General features: G+C 37.8%; 22 protein-coding genes, 1 riboswitch and 1 other annotated feature. Of the genes, 18 read left to right on the top strand and 4 right to left on the bottom strand.

Translation table 11 applies throughout. The features are described 5' to 3' along the window. The first annotated feature begins 137 nt into the window (after nt 1–137). From cymR to RCJ95_RS01855, 5 genes are all read left to right on the top strand, one after another. Nucleotides 138–557, top strand: coding sequence for a cysteine metabolism transcriptional regulator CymR (gene cymR / locus RCJ95_RS01875; RefSeq protein ID WP_004226809.1), 420 nt, complete (start codon nt 138–140; stop codon nt 555–557). 275 nt (nt 558–832) lie between these two features. After that, nucleotides 833–1,981 carry a cysteine desulfurase family protein gene (locus RCJ95_RS01870; RefSeq protein ID WP_221679971.1) on the top strand — a complete coding sequence of 383 codons (1,149 nt, stop codon included), beginning with the start codon at nt 833–835 and terminating at the stop codon, nt 1,979–1,981. Between the two features lie 78 nt (nt 1,982–2,059). Next, nucleotides 2,060–3,184 carry a tRNA 2-thiouridine(34) synthase MnmA gene (gene mnmA / locus RCJ95_RS01865; protein WP_048392132.1) on the top strand — a complete coding sequence of 375 codons (1,125 nt, stop codon included), beginning with the start codon at nt 2,060–2,062 and terminating at the stop codon, nt 3,182–3,184. A gap of 74 nt (nt 3,185–3,258) precedes the next feature. Continuing rightward, a complete protein-coding gene (locus tag RCJ95_RS01860; protein WP_221679973.1) occupies nt 3,259–3,918 on the top strand; it encodes a tetratricopeptide repeat protein in 660 nt (219 codons plus the stop codon). Between the two features lie 173 nt (nt 3,919–4,091). Next, nucleotides 4,092–5,537, top strand: a complete 1,446-nt coding sequence (locus tag RCJ95_RS01855) for an MDR family MFS transporter (RefSeq protein ID WP_337976925.1) — start codon at nt 4,092–4,094, stop codon at nt 5,535–5,537. Nucleotides 5,538–5,625: 88 nt separating this feature from the next. Here RCJ95_RS01855 and RCJ95_RS01850 read toward each other — a convergent pair whose 3' ends face one another. The 4 genes from RCJ95_RS01850 to hisA form a co-directional block, all read right to left on the bottom strand. Continuing rightward, entirely contained in the window at nt 5,626–6,375 is a 750-nt protein-coding gene (locus RCJ95_RS01850) for a GTP pyrophosphokinase (RefSeq protein ID WP_446721829.1), read from the bottom strand. After that, nucleotides 6,372–6,749, bottom strand: coding sequence for a hypothetical protein (locus tag RCJ95_RS01845; protein WP_446721828.1), 378 nt, complete (start codon nt 6,747–6,749; stop codon nt 6,372–6,374). The genes RCJ95_RS01850 and RCJ95_RS01845 overlap by 4 nt, the downstream gene beginning before the upstream one ends. A gap of 625 nt (nt 6,750–7,374) precedes the next feature. Then, nucleotides 7,375–7,662 (bottom strand): hypothetical protein, encoded by a 288-nt coding sequence (locus RCJ95_RS01840; protein WP_202341276.1) that lies wholly within the window; start codon nt 7,660–7,662, stop codon nt 7,375–7,377. After that, nucleotides 7,659–8,426 carry a phosphoribosylformimino-5-aminoimidazole carboxamide ribotide isomerase gene (hisA, locus tag RCJ95_RS01835; RefSeq protein WP_446721827.1) on the bottom strand — a complete coding sequence of 256 codons (768 nt, stop codon included), beginning with the start codon at nt 8,424–8,426 and terminating at the stop codon, nt 7,659–7,661. The genes RCJ95_RS01840 and hisA overlap by 4 nt, the downstream gene beginning before the upstream one ends. Nucleotides 8,427–8,615: 189 nt before the next feature. Between hisA and recD2 the strand changes: the two genes are divergently transcribed. From recD2 to udk, 13 genes are all read left to right on the top strand, one after another. After that, a complete protein-coding gene (recD2, locus tag RCJ95_RS01830) occupies nt 8,616–11,048 on the top strand; it encodes an SF1B family DNA helicase RecD2 (RefSeq protein ID WP_446721826.1) in 2,433 nt (810 codons plus the stop codon). Nucleotides 11,049–11,171: 123 nt separating this feature from the next. Further along, on the top strand, nt 11,172–12,605 hold the full coding sequence (hpaB, locus tag RCJ95_RS01825; protein ID WP_221679979.1) for a 4-hydroxyphenylacetate 3-monooxygenase, oxygenase component: 1,434 nt from the start codon (nt 11,172–11,174) through the stop codon (nt 12,603–12,605). 57 nt (nt 12,606–12,662) lie between these two features. After that, a riboswitch (M-box (ykoK) riboswitch) is annotated at nt 12,663–12,828 on the top strand. A gap of 244 nt (nt 12,829–13,072) precedes the next feature. Beyond that, nucleotides 13,073–14,038 (top strand): magnesium/cobalt transporter CorA, encoded by a 966-nt coding sequence (gene corA, locus RCJ95_RS01820; protein WP_221679980.1) that lies wholly within the window; start codon nt 13,073–13,075, stop codon nt 14,036–14,038. 68 nt (nt 14,039–14,106) lie between these two features. After that, nucleotides 14,107–14,322: a binding site (T-box leader), on the top strand. Nucleotides 14,323–14,409: 87 nt separating this feature from the next. Continuing rightward, complete coding sequence (alaS, locus tag RCJ95_RS01815) at nt 14,410–17,070, top strand: alanine--tRNA ligase (RefSeq protein WP_274769729.1); 2,661 nt, start codon at nt 14,410–14,412, stop codon at nt 17,068–17,070. 88 nt (nt 17,071–17,158) lie between these two features. Further along, nucleotides 17,159–17,425 carry an IreB family regulatory phosphoprotein gene (locus RCJ95_RS01810; RefSeq protein WP_004226839.1) on the top strand — a complete coding sequence of 89 codons (267 nt, stop codon included), beginning with the start codon at nt 17,159–17,161 and terminating at the stop codon, nt 17,423–17,425. A gap of 2 nt (nt 17,426–17,427) precedes the next feature. Further along, nucleotides 17,428–17,844, top strand: a complete 417-nt coding sequence (ruvX, locus tag RCJ95_RS01805; RefSeq protein ID WP_004226840.1) for a Holliday junction resolvase RuvX — start codon at nt 17,428–17,430, stop codon at nt 17,842–17,844. 18 nt (nt 17,845–17,862) lie between these two features. Continuing rightward, nucleotides 17,863–18,171, top strand: a complete 309-nt coding sequence (locus RCJ95_RS01800; protein WP_004226842.1) for a DUF1292 domain-containing protein — start codon at nt 17,863–17,865, stop codon at nt 18,169–18,171. A gap of 372 nt (nt 18,172–18,543) precedes the next feature. Then, the gene (locus RCJ95_RS01795) at nt 18,544–19,071 is read left to right on the top strand and encodes a DUF1292 domain-containing protein (RefSeq protein ID WP_004226844.1); all 528 of its coding nucleotides are present in this window, start codon (nt 18,544–18,546) and stop codon (nt 19,069–19,071) included. Nucleotides 19,072–19,220: 149 nt separating this feature from the next. Then, nucleotides 19,221–20,348, top strand: coding sequence for an endolytic transglycosylase MltG (mltG, locus tag RCJ95_RS01790; protein ID WP_009373773.1), 1,128 nt, complete (start codon nt 19,221–19,223; stop codon nt 20,346–20,348). Between the two features lie 286 nt (nt 20,349–20,634). Then, complete coding sequence (locus tag RCJ95_RS01785; RefSeq protein ID WP_257520230.1) at nt 20,635–21,267, top strand: O-methyltransferase; 633 nt, start codon at nt 20,635–20,637, stop codon at nt 21,265–21,267. Nucleotides 21,268–21,272: 5 nt separating this feature from the next. Further along, on the top strand, nt 21,273–22,205 hold the full coding sequence (locus tag RCJ95_RS01780) for a peptidase U32 family protein (RefSeq protein WP_009373774.1): 933 nt from the start codon (nt 21,273–21,275) through the stop codon (nt 22,203–22,205). A 14-nt stretch (nt 22,206–22,219) separates the two neighbouring features. After that, complete coding sequence (locus RCJ95_RS01775) at nt 22,220–23,500, top strand: peptidase U32 family protein (RefSeq protein WP_004226855.1); 1,281 nt, start codon at nt 22,220–22,222, stop codon at nt 23,498–23,500. Next, nucleotides 23,500–24,138 (top strand): uridine kinase, encoded by a 639-nt coding sequence (udk, locus tag RCJ95_RS01770; protein WP_221679987.1) that lies wholly within the window; start codon nt 23,500–23,502, stop codon nt 24,136–24,138. The genes RCJ95_RS01775 and udk overlap by 1 nt, the downstream gene beginning before the upstream one ends. Nucleotides 24,139–24,306 lie beyond the last annotated feature (168 nt).

Below are 24,306 nucleotides of genomic sequence, written 5' to 3'. Positions count from 1 at the left end.
CTCGTATGGATTTTAAACGATTTTGAATCGCTTTAATTAGTATATCATATCCTTCTAGGTGTATTTCCGAGTTCATCAAGAGGAGATTATGATATACTGTTGGTAGTATTTTGACTAGACTAATTGAGGGTGATAAAATGAAAATTTCAACAAAGGGCCGTTATGGGCTTACAATTATGATTGAATTAGCAAAGCATTATGGGGAAGGGCCAATTCCTTTGCGTAAAATTGCGGCGGAAAAGGAACTTTCAGAGGCATATTTAGAGCAATTAGTATCTCCGCTTCGTAATTCAGGCTTAGTAAAAAGTGTACGTGGTGCTTATGGTGGTTATATGCTAGCAAATCCACCTAGCGAAATTTCAGCAGCCCATGTTATTAGTGTGCTAGAAGGGCCAATTCAACCAGTAGAGGGTATTGAAAATGAAGAAGCACCGCAACGTGAATTATGGCTACGTATTCGTGATGCAGTAAAAAATGTGTTAGATACAACAACAATTGAAGATTTAGCACAATATACAGAAGAAAATGTAGTGGAAGGCTACATGTTCTATATTTAAAATAGTTTAAGCTAAAGCGCTACTCCTGCATTCACTTCATCTTATTGGGAGATTGTGAACTATTCACATCCCAATGACTATTTTTACGATGAGTGATGTGGGTTTTGTGCTTTTATCTCGATTCAGCAAATGTTTTTGTACTAAAATGAACCACCAAGTACGGAAGACTCCCTGTCATAGTGGGTGAAGAATACTTGTATTGATTTTACAAGCATTAACTGAATCAAGCGAAAGCCTCTGGCGGATGTCACAGAGTTTAAAAAGGAGTTTTCAACATGAATTCATATATCTATCTCGATCATGCGGCCACATCTCCAATGAATGGCCAAGTAATAGAAGCGATGACGACTGCTATGCAGCAGGTATTTGGCAATGCATCGAGTATTCATAAAGCTGGTCGAGAAGCAAGGAAATATCTAGATGATGCGCGTGAGCTATTGGCGAAATCAATTGGTGCGCAAGCAGGGGAAATTATTTTCACAAGTGGTGGCACAGAAGCTGATAATATGGCAATTTTAGGAACTGTCTATGCCCGTGCAAATGAAGGAAAACACATCATTACAACGCAAGTAGAGCATCATGCAGTATTACATACTTGTGAAAAACTTGAACGTGATGGGTTTGAGGTGACCTATTTACCTGTCGATCAAAGAGGGCGTGTCGCGGTTGAGGATGTCCAAAAAGCCCTTCGTGATGATACCATTTTAGTAACAATTATGTATGGAAATAATGAAGTAGGAACGATTCAGCCAATTGCTGAAATTGGCGCGTTATTGCGTGAGCATAGTGCTATATTCCATACAGATGCGGTTCAGGCTTATGGCTTAGAGTGCATTAATGTAAATGAATTACAGGTGGATTTATTAAGTGTATCTGCTCATAAAATCAACGGTCCAAAAGGTGTTGGATTCCTTTATCAAAAAGCAGGAACACCGTTAGCAAGTTACGCTCTTGGGGGCGCACAAGAGAAAAAACGTCGTGCAGGTACTGAAAATATACCTGCCATTATAGCTTTTGCGACTGCCGTGCAAGTTGCAAATGAGTTGCGTGAAGAAAAGCGTTCACTATACAATCACTTTAAGCAAATTATGCTTGCTGTTTTTTCACAGGAAAAGCTAGCATTCCATGTTAATGGTGATGAAGAGCAGTCATTGCCACATGTTTTAAATATTAGCTTTGAGGGCATGGAAGTAGAATCATTTTTAGTGAATCTTGATATGGCAGGAATCTGTGTATCTAGTGGTTCTGCATGTACCGCTGGGTCGATTGATCCATCACATGTGTTAGTAGCAATGTTTGGACAAAGTGCAGAGGAGCTACGAAATTCCATCCGATTCAGCTTTGGGCAGGGTTTAACGGAAAAGGATATTCAAGATGCAGCAGAAAAAACGGCTCAAATCGTGAAAAAACTAGCTAAAAAATAATTTGCAAAATACCTATGTTATGTTTCGTTAAAATATTGAAACATAAACTGTAATTAGATAAAAGAAAAGGTGACCACAATGAAAGAAACACGTGACCCCTCTCAAATTCGAGTTGTTGTCGGCATGTCAGGTGGGGTAGATTCATCGGTGGCGGCATACTTGTTAAAACAACAAGGGTATGAAGTAATCGGAATCTTTATGAAAAACTGGGATGATACGGACGAAAACGGTGTTTGTACAGCAACGGAAGATTATGACGATGTGATAAAAGTATGTAATCAAATTGGTATCCCATACTATGCTGTCAATTTCGAGAAACAATATTGGGATAAAGTGTTCACATACTTTTTAGAAGAATATAAAGCAGGGCGTACACCAAATCCTGATGTTATGTGCAATAAAGAAATTAAATTTAAAGCATTTTTAGAGCATGCCATGAACCTTGGCGCTGATTATTTAGCAACAGGTCACTATGCACGAATTGATCGTAGTGGTGATGGTGAAGTAAGAATGTTACGTGGCGTTGATGATAACAAAGATCAAACATACTTTTTAAATCAGTTATCGCAAGAGCAATTAGCGCATGTAATGTTCCCAATTGGTGATATAGAGAAAAAAGAAGTACGAAAAATTGCAGAAGAAGCAGGCCTTGCTACGGCCAAGAAAAAAGATTCAACAGGCATTTGCTTTATCGGTGAACGTAATTTCAAGGAGTTCTTAAGTCAATATTTACCAGCTCAACCTGGCAAAATGGAAACAATGGATGGCGTTGTAATGGGCCAACACGATGGTTTAATGTACTATACACTTGGTCAACGACACGGGCTTGGTATTGGTGGAGACGGTGAACCTTGGTTTGTGCTAGGAAAAGATTTAGCACGTAATGTTCTACTTGTCGGACAAGGCTTTGACAATGAATATTCGTATTCAACATCATTAACAGCTGTGAAAATGAACTATACTTCGACAAAAAAATTGCCTGGGAAATTTTCTTGCACAGCAAAATTCCGTTATCGTCAAACCGATACACCAGTAGAAGTTGAAATTTTACCAGATGGGCGTGCACACATTACATTTGCAGAACCTGTACGTGCAATTACACCTGGCCAAGCTGTAGTGCTATACAACGGAGAAGAATGTATGGGTGGCGGAACGATTGATGAAGTCTTTAAAAGTAATGAAAAACTAACATATGTTGGATAAATTGCGTTAAGACTGCTTTTATGGCCTCTTGGCTTCCTAAAAGCAGTCTTTCGCTACATAGAGGTGAAGAACAAATGAATTATAATGAACAGGGCATCCAAGCATTTCAAGAAAAACGTTATGAGGATGCTGCTCAACTATTTACAAAAGCAATTGAGGCAGAGCCTGAAAATGCTATTGGGTATGTAAATTTCGGCAATTTATTAGCCGTATTAGAGGATACTGAACGTGCAGAACGTTTCTTCCAAAAGGCAATCACTGTGGATGAATCAGCAGCTACAGCCTATTACGGTCTAGCCAATTTATATTACAATGCTGAACGCTATGCCGAGGCTGTGAAGCTATATGAGCAAGCGCTAAACCATCATATTGAAGGTGCCGATGTCTATTATATGATGGGGAAATGCTTTGAACGTATGGATAACTCTAAATTGGCATTACCTTATTTACAACGTGCAGTAGAGATTGCTCCAGAAGATACACAGATTCGTTTAGCTTATGCGATAGTACTATGTGCATTAGAAATGTTTGATGAAGGGAAGAAGGAACTGGATCTCTTGATTGAACAGGATTGGAATAATGCCGATGCACATTATAATTTAGGCGTACTATATGCCGTGTCCACTGAACAAACAGAAGATGCCATGTATCATTTGAAACAAGCCTTTACCTTACAACCTGAATATGACCAAGCACGTTATATTTACGATATGATTGCTCAACGATTTAACTGATAGATAATAAGCAGCGAGTGAATGTTGATTAACATTCCTGCTGCTTTTTTATTGATTTTATCTAGTAAAACAGAAAAACATCGTTTATTTTTTTATAAATTAAATCCCTTTCTCTTTTAATTCTAGTTCAAACTTGGTAATGTATGTCATGCAGGAAAGGAAAAGGTGACAGAATGAATAAAGTATTTATAGCACTATTACTTGTAACAGCACTCGCTGCAATTGAGGGAACTATTGTTAGTACTGCTATTCCGAGTATTACGGCTGATTTATTAGGTGTAGACTTAATAAGCTGGATTTATTCTGCTTATTTACTAGCTTCAGCCATAGCGGCGATTATTTTTGGTAAATTAGCTGATTTATTTGGCCGTAAACGGATGATTATTACAGGTATCATTATTTTTTTAGTAGGTTCTATGTTATGTGGTTTAGCTCAATCCATGGAGCAATTAATTGTTTTTCGAGCAATTCAAGGTATTGGCGCAGGTTCAATTTTGCCCATCACATTAACAATGGTTGGTGAGTTGTTTAAAACTGAAAAAGAGCGTGCCAAAGGACAAAGCTATTTAAGTATGGTATGGGGCGTCTCTGGTGTAGTAGGTCCATTATTTGGCGGCTTTATTGTTGACCAAGTATCTTGGCACTTTATTTTCTTCATTAATGTACCGTTTGGTTTAGCCTCTATTTACTTAATTGCTAAACATTATAAAGAACAACTAGAGGCAGTGAAGCGTAAAATTGACTACTTAGGTGCAGTATTTTTTACAATTGGCATGGTTGCGTTACTGTTTGTTATTATCGAAAACAGTAAAACACAAACTTGGTTATCAGGCCAATCGCTGCTAATGTATGGTGTTGCTCTTGTATTCCTAAGTATTTTTATCTGGGTGGAGTTGAGAGCAGAGGAGCCAATTATTCCGTTAACACTGTTTAAAAATGGACGACTAATGGTCATTAATGCATTAACTTTAAGTGGCATGTCTATTGTCATTGGTGTGACCGTTTATATTCCCATATTTGCCCAAAGTGTTTTAGGCAAAAATGCAACGCAGGCTGGTTTATTATTAACACCAATGTCTATTTTTTGGACGGTGAACTCGATTATGGCAGGTTATTTAATCGGTCGTTTAACAAATAAACGCATTATCCAAATGGGTACGATTTTACTTGTTACGGGTACACTATTGTTGGCAAGACTATCTTCAGGTTCTAATGATTTCAGCGTTTATTTCGCATCATCATTAATTGGACTAGGGATGGGCTTTATTATGCCGATGCTAATGATTTCCATACAAAAGGTGGCTGATCCAAAGCAACTTGGTATATCAATTGGTTTGAACTCCTTTACAAATACATTTAGCCAAGCGATTGGTGCAGCGCTATTTGGTATGATTTTCAATCTAGCAACAAGTGAAAAAATGACTTCATTAGGAAAAGGTGAAATTCAATTAAATGGTGAATTTGCAAAAGGTGGGTTTAATTTAGAAGAAGTAAGCTTTTTAAAGGACACTATTGCCAATGGCGTCAGTTATGTATATATAGCTACCTTTATTTTTGCTATTGGTGCACTTATTTTCTCCTTTTTTGTAGCAACGAAATCCACAAGGAAGGCGCAATAGCAAATAACTAGTACAATCCACCTCACATTCTGTGGTCAAGCAGCGTGTGAGGTGGTTTTTCATTTGATGACTAAACCATAGAATAAATTTACTTTTTGAATAGGACGTCATCAATTATTTTATTGCCAGGTAGTTCCGTTAAGTATTTCGCTAAATGTGCGATTGGGGTACTGTCTAGCAATGAAGGCTCGGCTTCATTTTCTTTTAAAATATTGATTTCCTTATTCAGTCGCTCCATTTTTCGATCTAACTCAGCTGCTTGTAGGGCGGCTTCCTTTAATTCATGACGAATATGCTCAGGTACTTCTTTGTTATACTTATAATAAATTTTGTGTTCTAAGCTTGCCCAGAAATCCATTGCAATTGTACGAATTTGGATCTCAGTATAGACCTTTTCCATATGGTCTGACATAAAGATAGGAATTTTAATAATGAGATGTAAGCTTTGGTAGCCATTTTCTTTTGGATTGGCTATATAATCCTTCACCTCAACAACTTCCATGTCATGCTGTGCTTGTAACATGGCACTTACCTTGTAAATATCCTCCACGAAGGAACAGGTGATGCGAGCACCAGCTATATCGCGGATATTTTCACGCACAGCCTCTATTGATGGAGAAAGCTCTTTTTTCATCATCTTCGTTAAAATACTTTTAGGTGATTTTATACGTGTAGATACATGCTCAATTGGATTATATTCATGAATTAACTTAAATTCTTCTTGTAATATATTAATTTTCGTTTCCACTTCCTGTAGAGCAAATTTGTAAGCTAAAAAGAAGCGTGTTAATTCAGTTTGAAATGATTTTAAAGTGTTTACTTCTAGTTCAGTTTTCATCGTTTGTAAATCCTTTCTTTTTTGGTTTGTTCGATTTTTATTTTTTGTATAGCTGTGATGGCAATGAGATAGCCGATAGTTGGTGAAATGCCATAGCCCATAATAGGCATAGGAAAATGACCCACGAACGTGACAAGGATTGTCATTAGAAAATATAAGCCTAAAGCTAATGACAAGGTATCTTTTTTCCATGGGACAAAGAATGGATAAATTAACAATAGGAGTGCTAAAACACCTAAAAAAAGCAAAATACTGCCCATGTCAGCCACTAAAAAAATAATTTGCTCCACATATGGTACTGGAGCTAAATGATCAAGAAAAATCCATGATGCGATGACAAAAAAGCGAATAAGAGCAGTGAAATGTACTTCCAAATCGAATTTTCTATAGCTCTCCATAAAATAATAGTGGATGCACAAGCAACTGCAGTGATTTGTCCTGCATCAGGTTGCATTAATAATATACCTTCTATGAGGAACATGAATCCTATCGTAAATGATAAATGTTTATTGATTGAAAGCTTCCCTAAATAAACAATTAATATAGGCAAACTAATACTAGCTATATAAAAATTAAATGGGCCAAAAGTTATCCATCGATGGACACCCTCTATACCATTAAACCAAAAGGGCATAATGAGTAAAACGATTAAAATAGTTGTAATAGAAAGAGGGCTAATATCTAAAAATTTTAGGGTAGTTTTTGTTGACATTCCATAGCAAAAACTAATGCCAACAACCCAGATGAACAAGTTCTGTATTCAAATATGAAAGCCTACGCCATAGGAGATCATGGTGATCATCCCTATTAGAAGAGCAGGGAGCATAAAAAAGTAAGGAAGGACATATTGAGTATGTAGTTTTGTCATGTAAACCCCCTATGGTTATGCTATACAATATATAACTCACATGACAATGAAAAGGTTTCAGAAATAGGGGCAAGGAAGAATGCAGAAGAGGATTTGAGGTTAAAACAAAGGGAACCATCTGTCCCCATGTTTTAACTAATAATTTCAGCATTTAAGTTATAACGCTTATTAAACTCATCAACGAAAACTTGTAAATCAATATAGGTTCCGATATAAGGCTCAGTTTCTTGATCACGTAAGAACCCACATGTTGCCTTTAGTGATTTTGAAAATTCCAATAACATTTGTTCGTTGTCAAGTTGCACTTGAATTGCAAGAGAATTATCTTTTTTATTCACTTTGAAATATTTACCATCTATAATTCTCTCTAAATTTGTTTCTTGAAATGGAAAAACATAATCTTTATAAATAAGCTTCACAAAATCCCACCTTTTTTACAATATTCTACTACATCTGTATAAGGTAAATCGCCACCAAAAATAGAGAGCGCACTCCCAATGGTTACATGAAGTTTTCCGTTAGCTAATTGGTTAAATCTTTCTAAGTCTCCGATTGAACGAACGCCGCCTGCATAAGTAGCTGGGATAGATGTCCAAGCAGCTAAGTCCTGTACCAAGCTTTCCTGCATGCCACCCTTTTTTCCTTCAACATCGACAGCATGTATTAACAGCTCATCACAAAAATCTTCAATATAGGCAATCGACGCAGCATTGACTTCGAAGTGACTAAATGTAGTCCATTTATCTGTCATGACAAACCACTTCCCGTCACGCATCTTACAACTGAGATCGATGACAAGGTGTTCTTTACCAATTAATTGATTTAAACGCTTTAAACGTGCTAAATCGAGCTGACCATCATGAAAAATATAGGATGTGACAATGACATGCGAAGCACCTGCATCAATATACTTTTGAGCATTGTCAGCCGTAATGCCACCACCTATTTGTAAGCCTTGAGGATAGGCTGTTAGAGCGGATAGGGCAGCTTCTTCATTACCAGAGCCTAGCATAATAACGTGTCCACCTGTTAAACGATCTTGGGCAAACATTTGTGCATAGTAGCTAGCGTCATGTTGAGAAATAAAGTTTTCAACAACTGCTTGATTTGTATATCCCAAAGTGCTGCCTACAATTTGTTTTACTTTGCCATCGTGTAAATCGATGCAAGGTCTAAATTCCAATAATTTCACAATCCTTCCGTGCAACTAATTCATATTAATCATAGCATGGAACGGAGGATAAAGGCAGAGAATTGTCATTTGTCAAAATAATGTAAAAATAACGAAGCGAATCTATTTTTGTCTGCGATATTTTCATGTGGCTATGGTAAAATAAAAAGATTGAAAACTATAAGAAAGGACGGACCGAACATGACAGATCATTTAGATTTATTTGAACTCAATAAATTTTTTATACTCGGACGTCCGATCGTCTCTATCTTTCATAATGCGCAAAATATGTATTCGATTGTACGTGTGAAAATTCAAGAGACGAATTTGCAATATGAAGATAAAGAAATTATTGTTGTTGGTTATTTTCCCCCACTACAAATGGACGAACAATATCGATTTACTGGTATTTTAAAACAGCATCCTAAATACGGTGCTCAATTTCAAATTGAGACATTTACGAAAGAGGTGCCTGCAACTGAGCAAGGAATTATTCATTATTTATCTAGTGACCTCTTCGTAGGGATCGGGAAAAAAACAGCTGAAACGATTGTTGAAAAACTAGGTGCGAATGCACTCCGTGTTATTTTAGAAGATCCTAATGCCCTCGATGCTGTTCCGCGTCTATCTGCTGAAAAAAAAGAAGTCATTCACCGCACCATTGAGCAAAACTTAGGTTTAGAGCGGATCATGATTCAATTGAATGAGTGGGGATTTGGTCCACAGCTTGGCATGAAAATTTATCAAACCTATCGAACAGAAGCCATTGAATTACTGACAGAAAATCCATACCGCTTAATTGAAGATGTGGAAGGGGTGGGTTTCTTTCGAGCTGATGAGCTAGGTGCGAAATTGGGTATAACTGGTAAACATCCTGATCGTGTCAAAGCAGCGATTTTACATATTTTAAATACAGCAGCTTTATCAGATGGACATGTCTATCTAGATGCAGAACATGTTTTACCGCTCGTTAAGGAAATGCTTGAACAAAGCCAACGACAGGAGATACCATTCGAAGATATTTCTCAAGCCTGCATCGGACTCCGTGAAGAAGGCAAAATTTGTGGTGAAGAGACAAGGTTATATTTACCGTCACTGTATTTTTCAGAGGTAGGGATTGCATCGAAAATCTTATCGCTTATCGAACGGAATAATAAGGCTGAACATTTTAGTAAAGATGAAATTCGAAAAGCCATTGGAGAAACAGAGGAGCTACTCAATGTTACCTATGCAGAAACACAAGCGAATGCCATTGAGCAGGCTTTAAATTCAGCTGTTATGATATTAACGGGTGGTCCTGGTACGGGGAAAACCACTGTTGTACGGGGAGTCGTAGAAGTGTATGCAAAGCTTCATGGCCTATCCTTAAATCCAAAAGAGTATGCTCAAAAAGAGGAGCCTTTTCCGATTATTCTTTGTGCGCCGACTGGACGTGCTGCTAAACGATTAGCCGAATCAACAGAGCTACCTGCGATGACCATTCATCGACTGCTCGGTTTTACAGGGCAAGAAAAAGAGGAAGAAACAGAGCGTGAAGTGACAGGTAAGCTGATTATCGTGGATGAAATGTCCATGGTTGATACATGGCTTGCCCATCAATTATTAAAAGCTTTACATGAAGATGTTCAAGTTGTCTTTGTAGGAGATCAGGATCAGCTTCCACCAGTAGGTCCAGGACAGGTATTAAAGGATTTATTAGCATCCAAGCAGCTACCAACCGTCGAACTAACAGATGTTTACCGACAAGCAGAAGGCTCAACGATTATTGAACTTGCCCATCAAATAAAAAAAGGAACGATTCCAAAAGAGTTAACAGCTAAAACCTCTGATCGTTCGTTTATTAAGGCTTCAGCCGATCAAGTTGCCAACGTTGTAACACAGGTTGTCAAAAGTGCTGTCGCAAAGGGTCAGGAAATCCGTAATATCCAAGTGTTGGCACCCATGTATAAAGGACCAGCTGGGATAGATAATTTAAATAAAATGATTCAAGAGCTTATTAATCCAAATGATACTGGAACACGAAAAGAGCTAGTCTTTGGGGATGTAACCTATCGAATAAAGGATAAAGTTCTTCAGCTTGTCAATCAACCAGAAAGCAATGTCTTTAATGGAGATATGGGTGAGGTCATTAGTATTATTAAGGCGAAAGAGACGGTCGAAAAACAAGATTTATTGATCGTATCCTTTGATGGCATTGAAGTGACCTATCAACGAAGCGATCTCAATCAATTGACACTAGCTTATTGTTGCTCCATCCATAAATCACAGGGCTCTGAGTTTCAAACGGTCATTATGCCAGTGGTTAGAGGGTATTCCAAAATGTTACGGCGTAATCTTTTATACACAGGTATTACACGTGCTAAAAACTTTTTGATTTTATGTGGTGAACCAGATGTACTTGCAGATGGTTTACAACGTACAGATGACCTACAGCGTTTCACCTCTTTACGTGCAAGACTTAACCCAATGGAAATTGAGGAAGAACTTGTGGAAGTCGAGGCAATGTCAGTTGAAAATGAAGTGTCGCAGGAGCCTGTTTCCATTGAACAAAAGCTAACAGTAGAAACAGCCCCTTTTATTCATCCAATGATTGGTATGAATAATGTCTCTCCCTATGATTTTTTGGATGACTAAAATAAATATACCCGATTAGACTGTCTAATCGGGTTTTTCTAATTGATGTATCGTCACCTAATATTTGGACATTTCATATACTAGATAAGTACAAAAACATAGGGAATGTATAGGGGTGACAGCATGCCAATAATGACAGGGCAGCAGTATATTGAACGAATTGATGCTTTAAAAACGTATATTTCGATAGATGGGAAAATCGTGACAGGGAAGGTGTCAGAACATCCTGCCTTTAAAGGAATTATTCAGAGTCAAGCGAAACTTTTTGATTTACAACATCAAGAGGCACTTCTTGAAAAAATGACCTATGAATCGCCAACTAGCAAACAGAAAGTTGGCATGTCCTTTCTTCAAGTATTGACGCAAGAAGATCTTGTGAAAAGGCGCCATGCGGCAAGAGAATGGGCATTATCTTCACAAGGCTTTATGGGGAGAAGCCCTGATTATATGAATACAACATTAATGGCCCTTGCATCAGCGTCAGACTTTTTAAAAGAGCAGCCAAATTGTTTCCCAGAGCATTTGCTAAAGTTCTATGAGTATGCTCGCGAGAATGATATTACGATGACACATACCTTTATTGAACCACAGGTAAATCGCAAACGCTATTACTATGAGGATGAAGAAGTAACCATTGCTGCTAAAATCATTGGGAAGACAAGTGAGGGCTTAGTCATTAAAGGGGCAAGATTACTAGCAACACAGGGTGGCATAACAGATGAGCTTCTTGTTTTATCGACAAATGGCTATGATGAAGGAAAAGGTTTCGGTTTTTCTATTCCAAGTAATACTAAAGGCTTAAAGTTTTTATGTCGGCAATCGTTTGTAGGGGGAGATTCTACCTTTGATTATCCGTTAAGTGCTCGTTTTGAAGAAATGGATGCAATCGTTGTGTTTGATGATGTAGTTGTCCCATGGGAACGTGTTTTTTACTATGAAAATATAGAAGTGGCCAATCAATTTATGAATGTCAGTGGCTTCCAAGCTTACACATTACATCAAGTGTTATCTCGCCAAATTGCCAAGACCGAATTTGTACTTGGGGTTGTGCAATCGATAGTGGACACTATTAACATCGGAGACTATCAACATGTACAACAAAAAGTGGTGGATGTGATTGTGCCATTAGAAACGATGAAAGCACTGTTAATCAAATCAGAAGTGGATGCACAAAGAGATAATTTTGGCTTTATTCGACCTGACCTTGCAACCCTCCAAGTAGCTATTCAAATTTTCCCGAAAGTTTATCCAACTTTTACGGAAATTATCCAGCAACTAGGAGCAAGTGGCTTGATGTCTATACCGACTGAACATGCATTTGCAGTAGATGACGGTGATCTTGAACATTATTTGCAATCATTCAAAGACAAAGGAGAAGAGCGAGTAAAGAAATTCCGTTTAGCTTGGGATTTAACGATGAGTAGTTTTGGCACAAGACAGACATTGTACGAACGCTTTTTCTTTGGTGATCCTGTACGTTTATCTAGCTTGCTCTATCAATCTTATCAACGAGAGCATTTAGTGCAAAGAGTAGAAGACTTTCTGAAAAATGATTGATAGAAAGTTTGACAGTTGTGAAACTATCCGTTATCATTTACAGGAATAAAAAAATAAGACTCCCTTCGTTAGGTGAGGCTCCTATGCTGGAGATACGCTACTACCCAAAAATGTCGAGAGACGCCAATGGGTCAACAGAAATCATCGAAATAAGGTGTTTTTTAACGTAGCTGGACATATTCCTATGCCGCATAGTGCTAAAACTCAACGTTTGAAGGTAACAAGCATGCAATGTATTTTATTGCTATTTTTTGATATGTGTATTCAACACGCCTTCATTCGTAGAAGGCGTGTTTTTGTTATGGAAGGAAGGTGATGAGAAATGGATAGTAGTCCTGAACCGAATAAGTATCATTTAGGCAAACGGAAACATATAAAAAGTCATCGATTTCTGATCACCGATGCAGACAAAAGGTGATAAGGATGACCTTTTGTTTCCCTCAATAACAAACATGAGGTGAAATGCAATGATTAAAATCCACTATTATAATAGCAGCAGCAAGACAGTCCAACATGATTTCAATATGATTGATTTAAAACTCCCTATTCATAACGAAGATTTATTATGGGTAGATTTATATGCCTATAGTTATAATGAATTGAACAATATAGCAGATGTATTTGGCTTTCATCCACTAGCAGTTGAAGATTGCTTACATGAAGGCTCACGTCCAAAAATGGATAGTTATGGTGATTATAAATTTTTTGTGCTCCATGCACCAATCTATAATGAGAAAAGTAACAATGAAATTACAACAGTTGAGTTAAATATTTTTATGGGACCAAACTATATTGTGACTGTGCATAAACAAAAGTTGCAATGGCTAGGGAAAATGGAGAATGTTTGTGTCAATAGCCCAAGATATTTAGAAAAGGGTACTGATTTTTTATTGCATACTATTATTGACGGTATTACAGACGAATACTTCCCAGTATTAGAACGAATTCGCGCACGTATAGATGAACTAGAAGAAGAAATTTATGACTATCAACCAAAAGTGGTGACAGAGGAATTTCTTGCGTTGAAGCGGACAATTATTTTAATTCGTCAGGCCATTATGCCACAAAGGAGAATTTTTTCTACAATCAATGGCCAGTGGAAATTTGACATTCAAGAAGAAAATATTCCATTCTATAAAGATTTGAATGACCATCTAGAACGTATTGTCGACTCCACAGAGACATATCGCGATTTAGTGAACAGCACGCTTGATACGTATTTTTCAATTATCAGTGGGAAATCCATTGAAAAGCTGAATTTATTAACGGTCATTTCGACAATTATGTTACCACTATCAGTAATTACTAGTTTTTTTGGAATGAATGTACCTTTACCTTATCAAGATACCCCTTATACAACGATTGCAATTAGCGCCTTCTTAGTTATTTTTACATGGGGTATGTGGATATATTTCAAAAAAATGATTGCTTAGTTAGTGTTAGTCATACTAGTACTAATTGACAGCGCAATAGATTTTTTTTATAATTTTCGATAGAAAAAGTAAAAACGATGATGGAAAAAGTACGTATTTGTGTGTGTACAAGAAAGGGATTTCTAGGCTGAAAAAATCCTCACAACAGCAAATGCCGAAAGCTACTCCAGAGTGCAGCTAATCCCTGCCGTTCACTGACGTTACAAGTGCTAAAGAGGTAAGTAAGATTTTTACTTACAACTAGGGTGGTACCGCGAGACTAATGACAAGTCCTCGTCCCTTTTTGGGGATGAGGGCTTTTTTTATTTTCTTCGGTAGATCGCAGGACTCGTATCGTGATTTTACAATATAAAATAGGAGGAAATTATCCGATGAAAGCAGTAGATATTCGCCGTATGTATTTGGAATTTTTTAAAGAAAAGGGGCATCATCATGAGCCCTCAGCACCACTTGTGCCAATAAATGATCCATCACTTCTTTGGATCAACTCAGGTGTTGCAACTTTGAAACCATATTTTGATGGCCGTATTATCCCTGATAATCCACGTATTACAAATGCACAAAAATCGATTCGTACCAACGATATTGAAAACGTTGGGAAAACAGCTCGACACCATACATTCTTTGAAATGTTAGGAAACTTCTCTATTGGTGACTACTTTAAAAAAGAAGCAATTCATTACGCTTGGGAGTTTTTAACAGATAAAAAATGGATGGGCTTTGATCCAGCATTATTATCTATCACGATTCACCCTGAAGACCAGGAAGCTTATGATGTTTGGCATCAGGAAATCGGTATTCCAGAAGAACGTTTAATTCGTTTAGAAGGGAACTTCTGGGATATCGGAGAAGGTCCATCTGGTCCGAACTCAGAGATTTTTTATGATCGCGGCGTAGAATACGGCTCAGATGAAAATGATCCTGAAATGTATCCAGGAGGAGAAAATGAGCGTTACCTTGAAATTTGGAACCTTGTGTTCTCTCAATTTAACCATAATCCTGATGGCACTTACACGCCACTACCAAAGCAAAATATTGATACAGGTATGGGCTTAGAACGTATTGTGTCCGTCGTGCAAAATGTACCAACAAACTTTGATACTGATTTATTTATGCCAATCATTGAAAAAATCGAGGAATTTGCCAACCGTAAATATAAACGACCTGGCGAAGTAGACTTAAATGAAATCTTTGGCTCAGAAGAAGATATTAATACACCATTTAAAGTGATTGCAGACCATATCCGTACAGTAGCATTTGCTATAGGTGATGGTGCCCTGCCATCAAACGAAGGCCGTGGCTATGTATTACGTCGTTTACTACGTCGTGCGGTTCGCTATGCTAAACAAATTGGCATTGAAAAACCATTTATGTTTGAACTTGTACCAACTGTGGGTAAAATTATGGAAGACTTCTATCCAGAAGTGACAGAGAAAAGCGAATTTATTCAACGTGTCATTAAAAATGAAGAAATTCGTTTCCATGAAACATTAGATGGTGGTTTAGCTATCTTTAATGAAGTAGTGGAATCTCAAAAAGCAGTCGGTCATGATTACATCCCAGGAGCAGATGCTTTCCGTTTATATGATACTTATGGTTTCCCAATCGAGCTAACGGAAGAATATGCAGAGGAAGTAGGCATGAAAGTAGATCATGAAGGTTTTGAGGCAGCGATGGAAGAGCAACGTGAACGCGCGCGTGCTGCACGACAAGATGTTGATTCGATGCAAGTACAGAATGAAGTATTAGCAAACTTAACGGTTGCAAGTGAATTTGTTGGCTATGATACGTTAACTGTTAATACTGAAATCGCTGCAATGATCGTCAATGGTCAAGTTGCGAAAGTCGCTTCAGAAGGTCAGGAAGCATTGGTTATTTTAGCAAAGACACCATTCTACGCTGAAATGGGAGGCCAAATTGCCGATAGTGGTACTATTTCAAATGATAGCTTTACGGCTGTCGTAAAAGATGTTCAAAAAGCACCGAATGGTCAACCGCTTCATACAGTAGTAGTTGAATCTGGGGAAATGCATGTGGAAGATGCAGTGCAAGCAGTGGTCAATCGTGATGACCGCAATTTAATCATTAAAAACCATACGGCAACACATATTATGCAACGTGCATTAAAAGATGTGCTAGGTGATCATGTAAACCAAGCTGGATCATATGTAGGACCTGACCGTTTACGTTTTGATTTCTCTCACTTTGGTCAAGTTACTAAAGAAGAATTACAACAAATTGAACGTATTGTAAATGAAAAAGTGTGGGATGATATAGAGGTCATTATTGAAGAAAAAGGCATTGATGAAGCAAAAGCAATGGGTGCTATGGCATTATTCGGTGAAAAATATGGAGATGTTGTACGTGTAGTATCCATCGGAGATTATTCGATTGAGCTATGTGGTGGTATCCATGTTAAACGCTCTTCTGAAATTGGCTTCTTTAAAATTGTTTCAGAAGGTGGTATCGGTGCAGGTACTCGTCGTATAGAAGCTGTTACAGGAAAAGTTGCTTATGAAGCAGTAAAAGAAGAAGAAGCATTATTAAATGATGCAGCAGCATTATTAAAAGCAAATGCTAAAGATATTGTCACAAAAATACAGGCATTACAAGCAGACTACAAAGAATTACAACGTGAAAACGAAGCATTATCTCAAAAAATTGCCAATGCTCAGGCTGGGGCAATTGTTGATGCAGCACAAACAATTGGAGATGTCACAGTTCTTTCTACAAAGGTAGAAGCAAAAGACAATAACCAACTGCGTCAGATGATGGATGATTTGAAGGCGAAAATGCCAAAGGCTGTTATCGTTCTTGGAGCAGTGGATGGCGATAAGGTTATGCTATGTGCTGGAGTATCAAAAGAATTAGTTGGTGGCAATTACCATGCTGGAAATATCGTGAAAATGGTTGCGGAAGCATGTGGTGGTAAAGGTGGCGGTCGTCCGGATATGGCGATGGCAGGTGCAAAAGATGCATCAAAACTTGATGAAGCACTACTTTCTGTGTATGATTATGTTAAATCCATTTAATTAATTCACCAAAACATGTTATAATAAAGAGAAATTGGAGATGAGCTTGTTTGCACATCTCCTTATTTCTGAAAGCGAGGTGCTGGTCATGAGTTCATTTGATCAAACGATGAAATTTAATTTTCCAGAAGAATCAATGGAACAGGAAGTCAAGCAGGTAATGTTGAAAGTTCATTCTTCATTAGAGGAAAAGGGATATAACCCTATCAATCAGATTGTTGGTTACTTACTTTCTGGTGATCCGGCGTATATTCCTCGCCATCAGGATGCTCGTAATTTAATTCGCAAGCTTGAGCGTGACGAAATTCTAGAGGAGCTTGTTAAATTTTATATCAAAAAGAATAACGAGGACTAGAAATGAGAATTATGGGATTAGACGTTGGGTCAAAAACTGTGGGTGTTGCTGTAAGTGATGCACTTGGTTGGACCGCCCAAGGTATTGAAACCGTAAAAATTGATGAGGCTAATGGTGAGTTCGGTATTGACCGTATCGCTGAGCTAGTAAAGGAATATACTATAACAGAATTTGTTGTAGGTTTTCCAAAAAACATGAATAATACGGTTGGACCGCGTGGAGAGGCTTCTGAGAACTATAAAAAGCTATTAGAAGAGCATTTCTCACTACCGGTCAAATTATGGGATGAACGTTTAACGACGATGGCTGCTGAACGTATGCTGATCGAAGCGGACGTGAGTCGCAAAAAGCGCAAGCAGGTCATTGATAAAATGGCAGCTGTGATGATTTTACAAGGCTACTTAGATAGCAAAAATTAATTGATGAGGTGACTATGCATGGCACACGAGCATAACCATGAAGAAGAACTACATGTTCAACACATTACAGTGATTGACGAAAACGGAAACGAGCAGCTTTGTGAAGTGATTCACGTTCATGAATCTCCAGAGTTTGGCAAATCATATGTGTTTTACTCAATGGTAGGCGCAGAGGAAGATGAAGATGGCTCAGTTGAAATCTTTGTATCTTCATTTGTACCATCTGAAAATGGTGAAGATGGTGAATTAACACCAATCGAAACTGAAGCAGAGTGGGATATGGTAGAGGACGTTTTAAACGCTTTAGAGGATGAAAACGAAGACTAATCTTCTAACTCAAAGCTTGGAACAAGGATCGCAGCTTGCAGTCCTTGTTCCTTTTTTATTGAAGCTTTTCTATTGTAGAAGGATTGTTAAATGGAGGAATGAATGCATTGTAGATGTGTGAATTTGATCCACAATTGTTGGGAAACGTTCATAAAGTTAGAGGATTCGCTTAGAATTAGAGTGGCACCGCTCCATGAATGGAGGCTCCGCTCAAAGCCACGCTCGAAAATTTCGAGAGCCTGCTCAAATGTAGAGAAGAAAAGCTCCTAAACAGGGAAAACTTGCTCAAAAATAGGAGAAGCTATTCTAAAGTGTATAGCCTCAAAAACGATTTAATAAATGACATCAAATTGTCATAAAGGAGGAAACAGGATGAATGAAGAAACGCAAGAATTTATGATCATTGGGAAAGATGGTAAGGAACAGCAGTGTCGTGTGGTCATTACCTTTGATGCGGAGGACAAGTCCTATGTGTTATTTTCCCTTCTAGATGAAACCGGTCAAGAAATTCCAGGAGACCTTTCGGCGATGACTTTTGATTATGATGACAATACAGGTGAGATGACAAATTTACAGCCTGTTGAAACAGATGCAGAATGGGAAATGATTAATGAAGTGGTGTTAACATTACTTGATGAATTTGAAGAAGAACCACAGCTAATTACTGTGACAGACGAAGAAGGAAAAGATCAAGTGTGCGAAGTCATTCATACGTTTTCGTCTGAGCAATTCGGTAAATCGTATGTATTATATGTGCCAGCAACAGATGAACCGATTGATGAGCGTGATATTTTTGCTGCCCAATATATAGCTGGAAATGAAGGCCAGATTGAAGAATTATACCCGATTGAGTCAGATGAAGAATGGGAATTTGTAGAAGAAGTATTAAACACTTTATAGGATAAACTATTTCTAGAATGCTCAAAAATCTGCTAACGAAAGTTGTTGGCAGATTTTTTACATATGTAATTTCTCCTGAATTGTCGATTTCTGTTTGTCGTGAAAGTTGATTTCTAGTATGATATTGAATAGTGATAGGGGGGAAACCCGTGGATAACGGTTCTAAAAAACAAGAAATGTTTTCAAAAATGCAAGAAAGAAAATCTGAGGTAAAAATCGTGAGAAAAATCGTCGCAATTATTGCCATTGTTTTCGTACTAATAATTGGCGTTGTTGGTTTATTTGGGTACAATTATGTAAAAGGTGCTTTAAAACCACTAGACCCTAATGCAACGAAAACGATTGCGGTAGAAGTACCAATTGGCTCTAGTTTGTCCTCCATTTCAACACTACTAGAGAAAAAAGGTGTCATAAAAGATGCACGTGTTTTTAAGTACTATGCAAAATTTAAAAATGAATCACAATTTCAAGCGGGAAATTATGATTTAACACAGGCAATGACTTTTGATGAACTTATTGAAAGCTTGAAAACAGGGAAGGTATATCGTAAGCCTGTCTTTACGATGACGGTCCCAGAAGGCTTAACACTTGAACAAATTGGGAAAGTGATTGAAAAGAAAACACCGTACACACAAAAAGAATTTATGGATCTTGTGACGAGTGACACATTTGTTCAACAAATGATGGCTAATTATCCTGAGCTAGTTACAGAGGCGGTTTTAGCTGACAATATTCGCTATGACTTAGAGGGCTATTTATATCCAGCTACGTATTCTTATTATGAGGAAAAACCATCCTTACAAGCGATTGTAGAAGAGATGATAGCAGCCATGAACAATGTGGTGAAGAACTATAGTGATGTATTAGCTGAAAAACAAATGTCCGTACATCAGCTGTTAACATTTGCTTCATTATTGGAAGAAGAAGCGACTGCTCAAACGGATCGAGAGACTATTGCAAGTGTCTTCTATAATCGAATCAATGAAGGGATGCCACTACAAACAGACCCAACCGTGCTCTATGCACTGGGTGATCACAAGGATCGTGTTTTATATGAGGATTTAGAAGTGGATAATGCCTATAACACATACAAAAATAAAGGTCTACCACCTGGTCCAATAGCGGGTGCAGGTAAAACTTCGATTGAGGCATCATTAAATCCAAGTCAAACAGATTATTTCTACTTCCTAGCAGATAAAGAGGGTGTCAACCACTTCTCGAAAACCTATGATGAGCATTTGCAGAAGGTAGAAAAATATTTACGAAAAGAAGAGTAAACGTATAGGAAGAACAAAAATCGTATAGCAAACAGATGGATAGAAGGAAAGAAAAATAGCTTTCCTTCTATTTTCATGCTATTATAAAGTGTGATTTTTGATCAATCCGTTCATTTATGCGGGACAAATATGCGTGGTGGCAATTGTTTGAGCATATCGAAGCAATTGCTCATTTTTGTATGGCAAAGTACCAAGACATCACGTTTGGTCTTTTTCTTTTTGTTGATAAATGATGAAGTACAGACAACGGCAAACGCTCGTTGCCTTTTAAATGAGGGTGGAAACAATGGAATTATCAGATGCATATATACAATCATTTATACAGCCACGTAATGAATTGCTTTTAGAAATGGAAGCATATGCGGAGGAGCATCACGTACCGATCATGCAGCTAGCAGGTATTGATGCATTAAATCAACTGTTGCGTATTCAAAATCCGTCAAAAATTTTAGAGATAGGTACAGCAATTGGTTACTCTGCTATTCGTATGGCAGAGGCATTGCCTCATGTCCAAATTGTTACAATTGAACGTGATCAAGATCGTGTAGCAAGGGCAAAAGCCTATATTAAACGTTCGACTGTATCAGATCGAATTACGGTCATTGAGGGTGACGCTTTAGAAGTGGATGACGAGGCCATTAACACAACATTCGATGCGGTCTTTATTGATGCTGCGAAGGGACAATACCAACGCTTTTTTGAAAAGTATGCACCTTTAGTAAAATCAGGTGGGGTATTGTATATCGATAATATGTACATGCATGGTTTGTCTGATTTAGAGTTGAAGGATGTTCCACGTCGTAAGCGAACAATGATTCGCAATTTAAAAAGCTTCACGGATTGGATTATGCAGCACCCAGATTATACAAGTGCTTTTTTACCAGTCGGTGATGGTTTATTACTATGTTTGAAGAGGTGACTACTATGAAAAAACCAGAATTGCTTGTGACACCACAATCATTAGAACATATAAAAGCACTTTTAGCCGCTGGAGCAGATGCTTTTGTTATTGGTGAACAACAATTTGGTCTACGTCTAGCAGGAGAGTTCTCAGTTGAAGAAGTAGAAGAAGCGACAAAGCTTATTCATGAAGCGGGTAAAAAGGTATATGTTGCAGTCAATGCACTTTTCCATAATGAGAAACTAGAGGCACTTGCTGATTATTTAAAAGAAATGCAACGTATCGGTGTGGACCGTTTAATTTACGGTGATCCAGCGGTACTCATTATTCGCAGAGAGCAAGGTGTTACGATTCCGTTACATTGGAATCCAGAAACGACAGCTACAAACTGGTTTACAGCTAATTACTGGGGGAAACGTGGTGCAACGCGTGCCGTATTAGCGCGTGAGCTTTCTCTTGATGAAGTATTAGAGATTAAAGAAAATACTGAAATGGAAATTGAAGTACAAGTACATGGCATGACATGTATGTTCCAATCAAAACGCCCATTACTCGGCCATTATTTCTTATATCAAGATAAAGTAATGGCTATTGAAAATCGCCAAGAAAATCGTAATATGTTCCTACATGATGATGAACGAAATAATAAATATCCAATATATGAAGATGTGAATGGTACACATATTTTCAGTCCAAATGATATGTGTATGATTGATGAACTAGGCGAATTATTTGAAGGTGGCATCGATGCGCTGAAAATTGAAGGTGTACTTCAAACACCAGACTATGTAGTCGCGGTAACAGAAGCTTATCGAAAAGCGATCGATACGTATTTTGACGAATCAGAAGACGCATATGAAGAAATAAAAGACGATTTATTAGCAAAAATTGAAGATATTCAACCAGCTATTAGACCATTAGATACTGGCTTTATCTTCAAGGAAACAGTTTACTAGGAGGGGACAATAACATGGCATTAGCGTTAGAGCAAAATGACAAAATCCGTGAGATTGTCAACGGTAAACGTGTCATTACTAAAAAACCAGAACTACTTGCTCCAGCTGGTAGCTTAGAGAAATTAAAAATAGCTGTCCATTACGGAGCAGATGCTGTATTTATCGGTGGGCGAGAGTTTGGCCTACGTTCGAATGCGGATAACTTTTCAATTGAAGAGATGCGTGAAGGTGTAGAATTTGCCAATCAATATGGTGCGAAAATATATGTAACAACAAATATTTTTGCCCACAATGAAAATATGGATGGCTTAGAGCGTTATTTAAAGGATATTGAATCAGTGGGCGTAACTGGTATTATTGTAGCAGACCCGCTCATTATTGAAACATGTCGTACAGCAGCACCTAAGCTTGAAATTCACCTTTCTACTCAGCAATCATTGTCCAACTGGAAGGCCGTCCAGTACTGGAAAGAGGAAGGTTTACATCGTGTTGTATTAGCACGTGAAGTCGGCGGAGAAGAAATGAAGCTGATGAAAGAAAAGGTCGACATTGAAATTGAGGCCTTTGTCCATGGAGCAATGTGTATTGCCTACTCTGGTCGTTGCGTTCTTTCTAATCATATGACGGCTCGTGACTCAAACCGAGGGGGATGCTGCCAATCATGCCGTTGGGACTATGATCTATATGAATTAGAAGATGGTGAAGAAAAAGCACTTTTCGATGAGAGCCATGCACCATTTGCGATGAGTCCAAAAGATTTAAAATTAATTGAAGCGATTCCTCATATGATTGAGCTAGGTATTGACTCGTTAAAAGTTGAAGGTCGTATGAAATCCATTCACTATGTAGCGACAGTAGTTTCTGTGTACCGTAAAGTGATTGATGCTTATTGTGCAGATCCAGATAACTTTAACATTAAACGTGAATGGCTAGAGGAATTAGACAAATGTGCTAACCGTGATACGGCTGAAGCATTCTTCCATGATGCACCTGGCTTTGAGGAGCAGATGTTTGGTGTGCATGGTCGTAAAACAACCTATGAATTTGCTGGACTTATTTTAGAGCATGATCCAGAGACAAAAATAGTGACAATGCAACAGCGTAATTATTTTAAACCTGGTGACGAAGTAGAATTCTTTGGTCCTGAAATTGAGAATTTCCGTTTAACAATGGGTGAAATTTGGGACGAGGATGGCAATAGCCTAGATGCAGCACGTCATCCATTACAAATTGTTAAATTTAAATGTGATACACCATTGAAGCCGCATAACATGATGCGAAAGGAGAATAACTAATGGCAGTGAAGCGCCCTGTTGTCATCGGAATCGCAGGTGGCTCATGCTCCGGAAAAACGAGCGTGACGCGCGCCATTTATGATGTTTTCCGTGAGCATTCTGTTGTGGTAATTGAACAAGATTTTTATTATAAGGATCAAAGTCATTTAACATTTGAAGAACGCTTAGGAACTAACTATGATCATCCGTTAGCTTTCGATAATGATTTATTAATTGAGCACATAAAAAAGTTGTTAGTTCGTCAACCAATTCAAAAACCTGTGTATGATTACGTCCAGCATACAAGGGCAGAAGAAGTTATACATGTTGAACCAGTAGATGTTATTATACTAGAAGGTATTCTAGTTCTAGAGGATGCTGATTTACGTGATTTAATGGATATTAAATTATTTGTGGATACAGATTCAGATTTACGTATTATTCGCCGCATTATGCGTGATATTAAAGAGCGTGGACGTACAACAGATTCGGTGATTGAGCAGTATTTATCAGCGGTTCGACCAATGCATAATTTATTTATTGAACCAACGAAACGTTATGCTGATATCATTATTCCAGAAGGTGGGGATAATGAGGTCGCGATTGATTTAATGGTAACGAAAATTAAAACTATTCTTGAAACCGACAACGTATTGTAATAAGATAGAGTGGTATTGACAATATTTACATGCATATTTTGAAAAAGCATGCATACTATTAGGTCAAAGCGTAATTTGAAAACGTTTAAAAATAATAAAATTCGATTAAGTGCATCTCACATGCATTTAGTCGAGTTTTATGTTTTTATATTGAAGAAACAAGGAGTG

Source organism: Lysinibacillus sp. BSL11 (assembly GCF_052928325.1).
The sequence above is the reverse complement of the archived record's forward strand: the minus strand, read 5'-3'. Positions and strand labels throughout refer to the sequence as shown.

What these genes read in the sequence shown, in the direction of transcription:
- RCJ95_RS01870 (WP_221679971.1), top strand. Translation starts at nt 833, where the DNA reads ATGAATTCATATATCTATCTCGATCATGCGGCCACATCTCCAATGAAT.
- RCJ95_RS01785 (WP_257520230.1), top strand. Translation starts at nt 20,635, where the DNA reads ATGGAATTATCAGATGCATATATACAATCATTTATACAGCCACGTAAT.
- mnmA (WP_048392132.1), top strand. Translation starts at nt 2,060, where the DNA reads ATGAAAGAAACACGTGACCCCTCTCAAATTCGAGTTGTTGTCGGCATG.
- RCJ95_RS01855 (WP_337976925.1), top strand. Translation starts at nt 4,092, where the DNA reads ATGAATAAAGTATTTATAGCACTATTACTTGTAACAGCACTCGCTGCA.
- RCJ95_RS01850 (WP_446721829.1), bottom strand. Translation starts at nt 6,375, where the DNA reads ATGAAAACTGAACTAGAAGTAAACACTTTAAAATCATTTCAAACTGAA.
- alaS (WP_274769729.1), top strand. Translation starts at nt 14,410, where the DNA reads ATGAAAGCAGTAGATATTCGCCGTATGTATTTGGAATTTTTTAAAGAA.
- RCJ95_RS01810 (WP_004226839.1), top strand. Translation starts at nt 17,159, where the DNA reads ATGAGTTCATTTGATCAAACGATGAAATTTAATTTTCCAGAAGAATCA.
- cymR (WP_004226809.1), top strand. Translation starts at nt 138, where the DNA reads ATGAAAATTTCAACAAAGGGCCGTTATGGGCTTACAATTATGATTGAA.
- udk (WP_221679987.1), top strand. Translation starts at nt 23,500, where the DNA reads ATGGCAGTGAAGCGCCCTGTTGTCATCGGAATCGCAGGTGGCTCATGC.
- RCJ95_RS01775 (WP_004226855.1), top strand. Translation starts at nt 22,220, where the DNA reads ATGGCATTAGCGTTAGAGCAAAATGACAAAATCCGTGAGATTGTCAAC.
- RCJ95_RS01800 (WP_004226842.1), top strand. Translation starts at nt 17,863, where the DNA reads ATGGCACACGAGCATAACCATGAAGAAGAACTACATGTTCAACACATT.
- RCJ95_RS01795 (WP_004226844.1), top strand. Translation starts at nt 18,544, where the DNA reads ATGAATGAAGAAACGCAAGAATTTATGATCATTGGGAAAGATGGTAAG.
- recD2 (WP_446721826.1), top strand. Translation starts at nt 8,616, where the DNA reads ATGACAGATCATTTAGATTTATTTGAACTCAATAAATTTTTTATACTC.
- hpaB (WP_221679979.1), top strand. Translation starts at nt 11,172, where the DNA reads ATGCCAATAATGACAGGGCAGCAGTATATTGAACGAATTGATGCTTTA.
- RCJ95_RS01780 (WP_009373774.1), top strand. Translation starts at nt 21,273, where the DNA reads ATGAAAAAACCAGAATTGCTTGTGACACCACAATCATTAGAACATATA.
- RCJ95_RS01860 (WP_221679973.1), top strand. Translation starts at nt 3,259, where the DNA reads ATGAATTATAATGAACAGGGCATCCAAGCATTTCAAGAAAAACGTTAT.
- ruvX (WP_004226840.1), top strand. Translation starts at nt 17,428, where the DNA reads ATGAGAATTATGGGATTAGACGTTGGGTCAAAAACTGTGGGTGTTGCT.
- corA (WP_221679980.1), top strand. Translation starts at nt 13,073, where the DNA reads ATGATTAAAATCCACTATTATAATAGCAGCAGCAAGACAGTCCAACAT.